11 protein-coding genes are annotated in these 13,417 nt (G+C 36.8%); all 11 read right to left on the minus strand.

What is annotated here, in order from left to right:
- Positions 1-30: 30 nt before the first annotated feature.
- The 11 genes from B045_RS0111915 to B045_RS0111965 all read right to left on the minus strand — a co-directional run bounded on the left by B045_RS0111915 (position 31) and on the right by B045_RS0111965 (position 13,378).
- Positions 31-1,500, minus strand: a complete 1,470-nt coding sequence (locus tag B045_RS0111915; RefSeq protein WP_018464485.1) for a TolC family protein — start codon at positions 1,498-1,500, stop codon at positions 31-33.
- 16 nt (positions 1,501-1,516) lie between these two features.
- Positions 1,517-2,764, minus strand: a complete 1,248-nt coding sequence (locus tag B045_RS0111920) for an ABC transporter permease (protein WP_018464486.1) — start codon at positions 2,762-2,764, stop codon at positions 1,517-1,519.
- A 4-nt stretch (positions 2,765-2,768) separates the two neighbouring features.
- Complete coding sequence (locus tag B045_RS0111925; protein WP_026234420.1) at positions 2,769-4,055, minus strand: ABC transporter permease; 1,287 nt, start codon at positions 4,053-4,055, stop codon at positions 2,769-2,771.
- An 18-nt stretch (positions 4,056-4,073) separates the two neighbouring features.
- Positions 4,074-5,339 carry an ABC transporter permease gene (locus B045_RS0111930; RefSeq protein ID WP_025883625.1) on the minus strand — a complete coding sequence of 422 codons (1,266 nt, stop codon included), beginning with the start codon at positions 5,337-5,339 and terminating at the stop codon, positions 4,074-4,076.
- 2 nt (positions 5,340-5,341) lie between these two features.
- Entirely contained in the window at positions 5,342-6,586 is a 1,245-nt protein-coding gene (locus tag B045_RS0111935; protein ID WP_081618636.1) for an ABC transporter permease, read from the minus strand.
- 20 nt (positions 6,587-6,606) lie between these two features.
- Positions 6,607-7,272 carry an ABC transporter ATP-binding protein gene (locus tag B045_RS0111940; RefSeq protein ID WP_018464490.1) on the minus strand — a complete coding sequence of 222 codons (666 nt, stop codon included), beginning with the start codon at positions 7,270-7,272 and terminating at the stop codon, positions 6,607-6,609.
- 21 nt (positions 7,273-7,293) lie between these two features.
- On the minus strand, positions 7,294-8,586 hold the full coding sequence (locus B045_RS14970) for an ABC transporter permease (RefSeq protein WP_018464491.1): 1,293 nt from the start codon (positions 8,584-8,586) through the stop codon (positions 7,294-7,296).
- A gap of 6 nt (positions 8,587-8,592) precedes the next feature.
- A complete protein-coding gene (locus tag B045_RS0111950) occupies positions 8,593-9,879 on the minus strand; it encodes an ABC transporter permease (protein WP_018464492.1) in 1,287 nt (428 codons plus the stop codon).
- Positions 9,880-9,891: 12 nt separating this feature from the next.
- The gene (locus tag B045_RS0111955; protein ID WP_018464493.1) at positions 9,892-11,142 is read right to left on the minus strand and encodes an efflux RND transporter periplasmic adaptor subunit; all 1,251 of its coding nucleotides are present in this window, start codon (positions 11,140-11,142) and stop codon (positions 9,892-9,894) included.
- 195 nt (positions 11,143-11,337) lie between these two features.
- Positions 11,338-12,219, minus strand: a complete 882-nt coding sequence (locus B045_RS0111960) for a carbohydrate kinase family protein (RefSeq protein ID WP_018464494.1) — start codon at positions 12,217-12,219, stop codon at positions 11,338-11,340.
- 1 nt (position 12,220) lies between these two features.
- Positions 12,221-13,378: an MFS transporter gene (locus tag B045_RS0111965; protein WP_018464495.1), complete on the minus strand. Its 1,158-nt coding sequence runs from the start codon at positions 13,376-13,378 to the stop codon at positions 12,221-12,223.
- Positions 13,379-13,417: the final 39 nt, after the last annotated feature.

Consider the following 13,417-nt stretch of genomic DNA (forward strand, 5'->3'; position numbering starts at 1 on the left):
AGTTTTTATGTATTATAATTTAATAACGTTCTATTTCTTAATTATATTATCAAAGTCGGCATCAATATTTGTATTCTTTGCAAAATCCCACAGTGTGATACTGCGCAGTTGATAGTAGTAATACCAATAATAGAATAGTTGCGCAATGTCTTTCTGCCTTGCATCATCTTTATTAACCTGTGCATCGTTCAAGTCAAGGGTGTTAATTTTACCTATCATAAAAGTTTCGATACTAGTTTTGTATCTGCGTTGAGCAATGCTGTCAGCTTCGGTGGCAAGTTTAAGTTGCTTGCTTTGGTTGTTGAAATGCTCCACCAATAGGAATATGTCTTGATTGAAAGTTTGCTGCTCCTGTCGCAGTTTGCTTTCTGTCACTTCACGATTGCTCTCAGCCACCTTCACTTCACCACGGCGTTTGCCCCAGTCAAGTATTGGAATGCTGAATCCTATACTAACAATCGTGTTATTTTTAAGAGCATCATAAGCATATCTTATTCTGTCATTACCTATGCCACTATAGCCAAGGGATGCTGTGAGTTTTATACTTCTTAAGTTACCCTTTGCTGTCGCAACTGCATAGTCTGACTCTAATTGTCGGCGGCGGATGTTTAATGCAAACGAATTATTCTCTAATGCTTTGTCCAGTACATCAGCATAACGAATAGAGATGTCTGGCAAATTTTTAGGTATAACCAAGTCAATTGTTGTGCTATCACTGATATTCAAAAATGTCTTAAGCTGAAACATATTGCTGTTAAGAGAACTCTCATTGTCAGTAAGTGTACTTTGCGCATTTATGGCCGATAATTTCAATCTAAGTAAATCGCTTTCACTTACTTGTCCCATCTTTTTCCTTTCATCAGCAATGTCATATAGACGCTTAGCATTCTGCAAGTTTTGCTTTGCTATGTTCACATTTTCACGCGCCAGCAGCAGATTGAAAAAATATTGTATCGTCTTCATCGTAACCGTTTCAGTAGCAGTGACAAAAGCTGCTTTAGCCTCTCGATATTTGATAGGTTCTATACGACGTTTCCATTTCGTGTTGTTTACACCAAATATTGGTTGATTAAGAGTAAGGCTGATGGGGACGGACATGAAATTTTTCATGCCGTCCGCCTTTATATAGTCTAAAGAGGTGGAGAGAGAGAGTTGACCACCTGTCAGCCATATATTTTGATTAACATTAAGAGCACCATTCATGCCAAACCAGTTATTACGTATGAATTTATACGATCCATCGTCTTGTTGATACGAGCTATAACTTTTGTTGAATTGTGGCGCTGTTCCGTCGAAGGAAAGTTCGGGGAGCAAGTTGGCCTGATATGTGCGGAAAGCCCAATAAGCCGATTTCAATTCTCCTCGTGCTACCACAGCATCAACACTCTTCGTGCGAGCCAAATCTATCGCCTCAGGAAGAGTTAACTTTTTGCTGTTGTCTGCAGCCTTTGCACATGCATGCATTAGAAAAAATGAAATTAGAAATATAATTTTTTTCATATCATAAATACTTATTCTATTCTTCGTGTAAAGCTTCTGCTGGCTGAATTGACATGGCCTTGCGTGCAGGGAACCATGTGCCTATGATGATCATTATTGCTGTTAGCAAATAGGAAATCAACACCGTAGCAATGAAACGAATTGGCTCAAAGTATATACCATCATGAACTGCATTAAGATTTGCGAAAGCAAGATTCAGATCTATTATTGTCGCAAAGATAGTTGCGATGGATAGTAGAATAATTCCCTCGGAAATCTGGCGTATAAAAACATCATGGTTAGTGCTTCCAATAGCCTTAAATAGAGCAATTTCTCCTCTACGCTGCTGGGTGCGGAACCAAAATGTACCAAGTATACCTAGAAATATGTTTAACATAAGGAATAATCCTCCGGCGGTATAATTACGTACGGTGTTCATCTTTAATCTTTGATAAGAGATACGAAGATCATAGAATGATTGTATATCACTGATATACAGATTGCCAACTCGGAGTCGTTTGTCTGCATCGCGCCATAAATTTTCAATGAAGTCGTGATCCATATTATCTCTTACTCTCACACATAGTTCATTCATATCTTTGTAGTTTTCCTTACCTAGTTTGACAACGCCTGAATATGAATGCGTTGCACTCTCAAAATCATTATATTTTACAGGTTTGAGTGAAGCACCAAGTATGTAGTTTCTTGTTGTGTCAGTATCAAGATGGAAAGTTTTGCCTATTAGTGCTGTAAGTGAAGGCATTCTGTGCTTATTAAATAAGTTGTCTGATATAAGAATATTGCCTTTACTAAGAATATTAGCCAGTTGCTCTGGTGTTTCGCCGTTTGCGCCTTGATAACGGAAAACGCGTACGAAGTCTGGAGTAACAAGGCGGCGTAATATCCAATCGTCGTTGCCAACTTGTATGGTGTCATGACTAATTATCATTGAACTATTGCTCCCATCGTAAGGATAAGAATTTTGCGAAAGACTGGCAGCCTCTATCTCCGGTCGATGTTGAATGCGGTTTAGAAGTTCGGCACGATCATCATTGTCTGTTGTGTCAGCAGGATTGTATTCGTGACTGTTTGGCGTCAGCTTACCCATACTTATTAGGTAGCAATGTGATATGTCGAAACCACGTGGTTCAATATAATTTCTTGCTATTACATACATATAGTCAGTTATAAACCACATAACAACACTCACAATTAATAATTCAACGAATATCCATATATTGAAACGCCATTCGTTGCGTATCTGTTTGAAAAGTTTCTTGCTCATAGTCTTATCTCTTTCCGTTTAAGTCATTAATAATTGAATTTTTGCATGCTTGCCATGCTGGTATGCTTGTACTGAGAAGATTCAGCACAAAACAGAAAGCAAGGGCATAAAAGAACGTGGAAATGTGGATAAGTATACTTATGTTCACCATCGGTCCATTATCATATGAGAATGAATATGCTGGCGTTAACAGCGAGTCTGTAAAAATGAATCCGCACGCTATACTCATTATAAATCCCAATGCTCCAGCACATAGTGTTACAATCATATTCTCAGTGATGATTTGACTTAATATGCTCCATCGTGTGCAACCGAAAGCTCTACGTATGCCAATCTCTGATATGCGTTGGCGTAGCCGACTATGTGTCATACTACTCAAGTTAACAGCTGGAACAATTAGCAGAATAACGAATACGATTAATTCTGTACGATGTTCTGCAGATAAATCAGGTTCTAGGTTTGCGGCAAAATTAATGGATTCTTTCTCCGTATTGTAAGGACGGTTCCTATTTACGAGTTTATTACCACTGTCTTTTATCGTTAAATTATATTTGTTCAGATTAGCTAAAGCCTCGGCGTGAACTTTTGCTTCATCTTTGGGAGAATGCATTAATATTGTTGTACTGAACATTCCCATAGCATTATACCATACCATATTGCATGTCTCTTGATCCGTAGTGTATGGTATCCATATCTGTGAGTAAGACATGGTGGCAAGAGAAGATACATCGCTTACAACTGCAGCAACTTTATACGTTATATACTTTAATCGAAATGTACGTCCTGTAACATCTCCTGTCGTATTGAAAAGTTTTATGGCAGTAGAACGACTTATTACCGCTAAAGGTATACCTGCCTTGAAATTAGCTTCGTTATATGGTTTGCCATATATGTATTTGAAATCGAATACGTGCCAAAAAGCTGCATCGGTAAGTTTTACGTTTGCTGTGAATGATTTTGATCCATTTGCAGATAGAGGCTCACGTGTGGGAAAATATGTGTAGGCTGTAACAGCCTCAGGAGTCTTCATATTTTTATATATAGCATCTATTGCATGTAAAGACAAAGGCGAATTTGTTTCTCCGTCTTTTGTGGATAATGATCCAAATTTAACGTGTAGCATTCTATCACGATTACTCTCTGGTGAAAAAGGTGCTACCTTAACTTGTTGTATCATCACAACAAGCATAATAAGAAAAAGCGAAAGGGCTGTTCCTGCTATACTCACAATACTTATGATTGGCTGCTCTTTTAATTGCTTATATGTTTGTTTAAATATAGTCTTCATTATGAATGAATTTATAATTGTTTATTCTTCGTGTAAAGCTTCAGCCGGTAGTATATGCATAGCTTTGTTTGAAGGAATCCATATGCCTATCAGTGTGATAAATGCCATGAGTATGAATGTTATGATTAATGTCATGATAAGTCTTAAAACAGTGGCGTCAGCATGCATTGTAACCGTCAAATCAGCATTCCATATATTAAAAGCTATAATCGCTGCTGGCAGAAATGCAATAGCCAATAATAATACCCCCTCGGTTAAAAAATGAACAGCTATTTGCTTTCGGCTACTGCCCATGGCCATTCTTATGGCTATTTCTCCACGTCGACTATTGGTACGGAACCAGAATGTTCCTAGCAATCCTAAAAATACGTTGAATGCAAAAAATGACATCATCAATATTGTATTGTTTACCTCTTGGGTTACTCCCTGACGTGCATCGTCTAATTGCTTGTAGTATTTCATGCTTTCTATATCAAAAATATAGAATGGGGCAATATGTATTCTAGCAGACATTGTTTTAATGAAACTATTAGCGAAATCATTATTGTCTGCATCTGCTTTAACACGTATATAAATTGATGGTATAGCCTGTGATTTGTTAGCTATTTCTGGATATGGTGTCATTATATATGGTTCATATCTGTTATAATCAGAATTCTTTTGTGGAGCACTGACAGCAATAACCTTATAGTGTAAGTTTGGCGAATAATAATCAGAGAATTTCTTTCCTAAAACATTTGTAGTTCCCCATAAACTGTCTGCTAATTCTGCACTAACAATAGCTGGGTTTACATTGTTTATAGCATTCCAGTCCCCATCTTTCAGATTTTTATGTATGCTGTGTAGCATTGGAATGCGGAAAGTATTTATGTACTCTGCATCAATGTAGCGTATATTTGATACAAACACATTCGAGGTGTCACCATCTATATGATAACCTTGGAACGTTGTGCTGTTAGAATAGGCATCAGTACCAAAAGATGTACATACAGATTCAATACCGGGATATTGCTTGAAGTTTTTTATTACTTCAAACAAAGGCTTCCACCAATAGAGTGATATGCTATCGGCATTCTGCATCTTTACAAATTGATCTTCTCTACTATTGACAGTAATCTTATATACATGTTCTTGATCATAACCTTTGGGTTGAATTCGAGCAAATACAAGGCCATATAGTACATCTACGCAAAACCATAATAGGACAAATACAATGACAAGTTCGGCAAACAACCAACTGTTGGTGCGACGTTGATTCCATATTTGTGTTAATATATTTTTTATCATACTTATTCTCCTTTTAGGGTTGAAATTATATTGCGGCGCGTTGCCATCCATACAGGAATAAAAACACTTATAAAGTTGAATAGAATAGCAACACCTACGACCCAAAGTAGTATTGCAGGCCGTAATATCATAGATGTAGATATATTACAATCTGCATAATTTAGCAGAGAAGTATCCGAGAACAGTAACCAACCTTTTATGACGAATAACATTGCATAGGACATAATTACACCTAATATTGCCCCAATAAATGTCAATATAAAATTTTCATTGATAAATCTCATAATAAGTTCCCAACGTCTCGCACCATAACAGCGACGAATCGCTAGTTCACTCATCTGATGATGCATCTGACTTGATACAAGACCGCTAATATTTATGGCTGGAACTACTAACAACATAATTCCTATAAGGAATAATACTGCCGTGGTATTAACATGTCCTTTGAAGAATTGGTATTTTGTAATTGGACACATATCCTTTAACTCGAAAGTGTAACCATTAAGCGTCCTGTTATAATTTTTGAGCGAAACATGTAACTGATCATTCAATTCAGAAGGACTTACACCTGGAGCACAAAGAGCCATTGCTGTTACATTGCCATATAATGGGTCAGATGTTTTTATAGTAGGGTTGAATGGCATCCATAATTCTGAATATGCAAAATTGAAGAAAGAACTTACGTTATCAACAACTCCGATAATTTTCATCGGTGAGAAATCACAGAAAAAAGTCTTTCCGATTGATTTTTCTGCGCTACCATAATATTCTCTTGCTATATGTTCATTTATTACGACCACGTTGGCTCTTGCTTGGAAATCTGCTTTATTAAAAGGTTTGCCTGCTAAGAATTTGAAGTCATACATTTGCCAAAATTCAGGATCAACGAATTTGCAGAAATAACTATAACCTTTACTTTTGTTCGTTCCGCAATATAACTTAGTCCCGTGATGTTGGTAACTGATTACAGAAGCCCCTTTCACATTACTAAATATCATTTTAGCAGTGCGATAACTCATGCCAGAATTAGCGTTACTGTGATCTTTTGTCATATATGAATAACCCTCACCCGAAAAGACCATCTTGCTTCTGTTACTTTCAGGGGTAATGTCGCCAATGTGTATGTCGTAATTTATTACAACAAGCATTGCAAAAGCTATACTCACAGCTGTACCTAAAATAGACAATACAGTGAAAAATGGTTGTTGTCTAATTTGGGCCTTTGCTTGTTTAATAATCGTGTTCATAAATTATGCTTTATTTTATTCTATTGTATTTGGCGTCCATCAAAGAATCTTATCGTCCTGCTTGTAAGCTTTGCCTGATCTTCATTGTGGGTTACCATAACAATAGTTCTGCCGTCTTCTTTATTCAATTTATGGAGCAGTTCCATAACTTCTGCACCCATCTTTGAATCCAAATTACCTGTGGGCTCATCGGCTAGTATGATATCAGGATTACCGATGATAGCACGAGCTATAGCAACACGCTGACATTGACCACCACTGAGTTGGGTAGGGAAGTGACGCATGCGGTGAGTCAGTCCAACTTTTTCCAATACCTCTTCTGCTTTTTGTCTGCGCTCTTTAGCACTAATATTACGGTATAATAGGGGCATTTCAACATTATCAAGTACATTGAGCGAGTTGATAAGGTGGAATGATTGAAATACAAAACCGAGTTTTTGATTGCGGAAGGCAGCAAGAGCTTTATCCTTCATGCCGTCTGTCTGTATACCTTCGATCTCAATAGTTCCGCTTGAAGGCAAATCGAGCAATCCCATAATGTTTAGTAGGGTAGACTTTCCACAACCAGATGGTCCCATTATAGATAGGAACTCACCTTTTTCAACTTCGAGATTTACGTTCTCAAGAGCTACCGTCTCAATCTCGTCAGTACGGTAGATTTTGTTAATACCTTTTAATGTAATCATAATTATTATTTTTATTTATATTTATTCGTCTTTTAGTGCATCTGCTGGTAAAGTCTTGGCAGCCCTTCTTACTGGTATATATGTTCCTAGTAATGATATGAATATCATAATTATATATGTTATAGCAGATACAACTGCAAACATCTTTACAGGATGGAAACTCAGGTATGGATAATTAATATGCACAGGATCTATCTTAAAGAAATCTTGCATATAAGCTACATTCAGCATAAAGATGATTGAAACTATAAATGCTATTGTAACAATGAAAAATGCTTCTGTAACAAACTGGGTTATTATCCTGTTCATGCTATATCCTATAGCTTTCATCACCCCAATCTCTCCACGTCGGTTATTACAACGAATCCAGAATGTACCAACCATTCCAAGGAATACACAAATAAGAAAGAATCCTGACATCATTATTTGCAGTCTACACTGATTGTTGATACCGTCATTCTCCATAAAATCTTTTTTAATGTCTTTCATACTGATTAACGACAGATTAATGAAATTTCCTACTTCAAACCTTGGAGCAATTTGATGTTTGAATTTTTCTTCAAATTTAATAGCATCTGTCCCTTCTTTTAGTCTAAAACAAATTATTGCATTTGTATATCCACAGTCTTTTAATGTTCGATCACCTACAGTTAAACCTGCAAATGGAGTAGTATGAGTCCTTGTGTTTACATCCTTGAAAACACCAGCTACTTTGAATGTTTCTGATTTATCATCATTAAAATACAGTCTTTTGCCAATAACATTTGTTGTGCTAAAAATATCTTTAGCTAATTGTTCTGATATATATATAGCTTGCTTGGGTGATATTCTGTTATTGCATTGCATTGTCTTGCCGGTCATTGCATCTTTGAATTTGTATGTCTTCATTAGATCGCCTCCTGCTTCACAACACATTCCGTATACTTGTGTAGAGTGGTGTGCTGTATCACAAGATACACTGTTGCCACTGTAATTAGTACTGTTTGGTACAGAAAACCAATCATTTGCAACTCCGTATGATTCTACTTCAGGGCATTGCTTGATAGCATTGACTGCACGCATAAAGATATCATGATTTATGGTGTCATTATCAGTCTTAGCATCGTAGTGTTCACTGCTCTTGTCGTACATGCTAAACTGTGAACAATATAATCTGGAATCCTCATATCCCTCATTTACCATACCCGTACTTACAATATCGACTAGAGGATTGATAGATTTCCATAGGAAAAATCCTACTAGTATAAGCTCTATCATTATCCAAGCATTCTGTTTACGCTGATTCCAAATTGTTTTGAATATTATTTTTATCATGATGATTTATCTTTTTGTGTTAAGAGAATAAATTATATTATGTCTCAACGATAGAGAGGCTGGTATAACTGCTGATAAAAGATTTAATATCATGCAAATAACTATTGCGATACCAATAATTATTGGATTGAATAGCATGTTGAATGTAATGTGTGTATTTATCGCCCCTCCATGACTAAAGAGATTTAATATCCAGTCACTGGAAATTAAGACAACTATATATGATAATAGTAACCCTGCGACAGCACCAATTGCCGTAAGAGCAAGATTTTCACAAACCACCTGTAATATGAGTGAGTTCTTTCTCGCTCCAAATGTCTTTCTAATTCCCATTTCGCATAGTCTATTTTCCATGCGGCTTGATATTAGTCCACATAAATTTAAAGCAGGAACAAACAATAAGGCAAACATCATAATAAGAAAGTCGGTAATTATCTCCTTAATATTTGGTCCCTCGTTAGTCCAGTACCTGAAAGTACTTTGCCAATAGTCATCAGGTTGATTCATGATATTAACCTTGAAGTTTTTGTTTGTGTTGTTTAAACGCTTAAAATATGACTGTATTTCACTTCTTACTGCGTCCTTTGTACTATTATCACTTATGGTCATATAACAAGAATAATTTCCTAGCAAGTTATCCTCGTCAGATGACTTCATCGCCTCCTTTGAAATCGTAGTCCATACTTCTGAATATGTTGCGCTCATTGCTGCAGAAACATCTTTTACAACTCCACTTATTTTATATCTGTCTCCATTTATAGTTAGTTCTCTTCCTGCTACATTCGTAGATCCATAAACGGCCTTTGCTGTAGATTCACATATTATAGCACATCTATTATTTGCCTCTATGTCTGCTTCGGTATATGGTTTACCACTAATGAAGTTGAAAGTAAAGACTTTCCAAAATCCACCATTCGTATGTGTTAGATCTACAGATATATTGTCTTTGCCTTTTGGCATGTTTATGACATACCCTGAACCAGAATTTGTATATCTTCCTTCAATAGCAATATCTTTTACACCTTTTATATTTCCAAGTACTTTGCTGCATAATGAGTAAGATAGATTTCCGCTATTATTAGAATTTTGATTATCTATTTTATCAATGCATTTAAATACCAATGTGTTATTCCTGTTGTTCTCAGGATATATTGGCGCAAACTTTATATAATATATAATGAATACTATCATGATTAATGCTACAGATAATCCTGTACCCATTATATATATAAAAGAATATAATTTGTTTTGTTTAATCAGCGTCAGTGCCTGACGAATATATATTTTTATCATATTATATGAATGTTAGTTCTTAAGTTTCAACTTATTCTTATCTTTGTAGTCATTCATGTCGCTCACAACAACTTTATCACCAGGCTTTAGCCCACTTAATACTTCAACATAATCAAATCCGGCATCACCCAATTTTACCTTACGTTTCACGATTTCACCATTGCTGTTAGCAACAAACAGACTGTAGATGCCAGGACCTGTATAGTATGCACTGTTGGCTATTCTCATAACATCGCTCTTAACGGAGTTGATAACATAGATGTCTGTATTCAGACCGGAGCGAAGAACACTGTTGTGGTCATCTTTTAGTTGGACCGTAAAGTTGATAACTCCATTCTTTGATAGAGGAGTTACACTACTTATGGTTCCATTAATAGTCTTACCGCCAATTTTAACAACAGCTTTTCCACCAACAGATATTTTATCACCATAAGAATCGGCAATTTCTCCTGTTATCTTGAAATGGCTTAGATCAGAAACTACAGCCACTTGTTCTCCTTGGGTTATTTGTGATCCTATCTGATTATTTATGTATGTCAAAATAGCTTTGCGTGGTGAACGTATTTTTGCATCATCAAGTGTACGTTTTATTTCTCCAAGCGACTTAATAAACATTTCTAAATCAAGTTTCTGTACTCGATATTCTGCTGCACTCGAAAGACGCTCGTTTATTAATTGCTTCTTTTGTTGTTCCAATTCTATGCGTGCAACATTATAGTTCATCTCCTTCTGGTGTACGTTGTCTCTTGTGCTAGCTCCAATGCTGTCAAGATACTTTTCACTGTGCATTTCTACCCTCATTCTATTTAACTTCATTTGGGCAACCCGAATCTGCATTGACAAATCTGTAAGTTTTGTATTTTGGTCTACTTTTAATTGCTGTAATTTAGATATTCTCATTTGCTCATCATCCTGACCTTTCTTGTAATCAGTTTCGGCAGATTGCAAATCAAGTTTAAGGATAGGTGTCCCTGCATCAACAGGGTCTCCACTTTTCTTATAAGTCTCAATAATTCTAGAATTTATAGGAGAATTGATAATCTCTTCAAAGATAGGAACTACTTTTCCACTTGCGTTAACACTGACCTCAATAGTACCACGGTCTACAGTTGAGAATATAAGATCCGCGCGGTTAACACTTTGTCCAAGCCATTTTTCTACAATGATGAAGCAAGTAAAAATGATAAAGACAATTGCACCCGCACGGATTATTTTCTTATTTCGGCGCTTTTTAATTTCTTCTTTTGATATTTCTCTGTCCATAGTTATATTATTTTTCTGCCTTACTATAGACAAGACCCGTGCCAAAAACGTAAAGTATTGATAGTTAACTAGTTGTCTAAAATGTGCGGTGTCCGATAACGAACACTTAGTTCGTTATCGGACACCAACATGACATGTATTTAGATTAATATAGTCGAAGGAATATATTATGTTAGATAGAATACCTAACCTATATTAAATCTTAAATCTTTCAGGTATAACCGGCATTGCACCATTCTGAGTACAGACAAAAGCACTCACGTTTACTGCTAGTCTATGAGCCTCTTTTACAGACTTGCCACTCAGTATAGCAGCACAGAAACTTCCCGTGAATGAGTCACCTGCACCAACTGTATCGGCAACCTCAACCTTTGGAGTTGGTTGATATGAAACTTTGCCAGGAGTGAATACATAACTACCATTCACGCCACAAGTAAGTACAAGCATATCAAGATTGTACTTTCCCAGTATTAGGAAGCACTTATTTTCAATATCCAGACCAGGATAACCAAACATACGACCAATGAGTACAAGTTCCTCGTCATTGATTTTCAGCATGTTGCAACGCTTCAGTGATTCTTGAATTACCTCCTTGGTATAGAACTGCTGACGCAGGTTGATATCAAAAATCTTCATACAATCATCTGGTGTTGCATCTAGAAACTTATGGATAGTCTCACGGCTAACCACATTGCGCTGAGCCAAGGAACCAAAACATACAGCACGAGTATTGCTAGCAATACACTCAATAGACATAGAGAAAGGAATGTTATCCCAAGCCACATTCTCCTTGATATCATAGGTTGGAATACCATCTGTATCAAGTTCCACCTGTACAGTACCTGTTGGATAAGGTACATGAGGCATTTCATACTTTAATTTCTTTTCCTCAAGCTGCCAAATAGTCTCCTCTGCCAGAGCATCTTCGCCAAGAGCACTTACAGCAACAGAATTTAGTCCAAACTGACCAGCATGAAAGGCAAAGTTGGCAGGAGCACCACCCAATTTCTTACCTTCTGGAAGCACATCCCACAGTGCTTCACCGAGACCTACAACATAGCGATTATCTTTTTCCATTTTAATGTTTTATGTTTTTAATATAAGTAAATAGATAGATTACACCAATAGCCATAACAACTACAGCTCCTACCTGACCAACAGCATCGCTGGCAAATCCCATGAGCAAAGGAAATACGGTACCTCCGAAAAGACCCATGATCATTAGCCCTGAAACTTCATTCTTCTTCTCAGGAACACTCAACAGTGCTTGTGAGAATATGATAGAAAATACGTTAGAGTTGCCATAACCCACAAGAGCCATTGCTATATACAGCACTATCTTACTTTCCCCAAAGAACATGCCAACCATCGAAACTGACATCATGATGATAGAGATTAAGAAGAAAGTCTTTGACTTAATCACACGCAAGAAATAACTTCCTGTTAAGCAACCGATAGTGCGGAAGATAAAGTATAAAGATGTGGCAAAGGCTGCTTCATTTAGCGTCATACCAACGCGCTCCATCAAAAGTTTTGGAGCAGTGGTATTGGTACCTACATCGATTCCTACATGACACATAATGCCTAGGAAGCTCAGCAAGACGATAGGTTTACCCAACAATTTAAAGCATTCTGAAAATGTAGAAGGTTTACCCTCAATTTTTTCTTCCTTAATAGATGTGACACTCAATAACAACGAGGCCAGTACACCTATGATCATATAGATAGGGAACAGCACTCGCCATCCAAGTCCAAATGAAGGAATCGTTGCCATAGCACCCCACATAGCAATATAAGGAGCCATAAATGACGCAATAGCTTTCACAAACTGTCCAAAGGTAAGAGTAGATGCCAAATTGCTGCCGCCAATTACCTCAGAAACCAACGGGTTTAGCGATGTCTGCATCAGTGCATTGCCAATTCCAAGCAATGAGAACGAGATGAGCATAATAGTGAATGTCTCACCAAAAATAGGAAGAAGCAACGAAACCATAGTCACGATGAGTGACAACAAAACAGTATTTTTTCTACCTATCTTATTCATCAGCATACCTGTAGGTACTGAGAAAATAAGGAACCAGAAGAATACTAGTGATGGAAATATGTTAGCAGTACTGTCATTCAGTGCCAAATCCTCCTTAACATAGTTGGAGGCAATGCCCACTAAGTCGACAAATCCCATGGCGAAGAAACACAGCATAACTGGTATAATCGTCAGTTTTATATTTTTACTCATAGGTATAATTTTTTGCTATTTAGTTATTCTATTGCAAAT

The organism is Segatella paludivivens DSM 17968 = JCM 13650 (assembly GCF_000373185.1).
In the GTDB taxonomy this organism is placed as follows: domain Bacteria; phylum Bacteroidota; class Bacteroidia; order Bacteroidales; family Bacteroidaceae; genus Prevotella; species Prevotella paludivivens.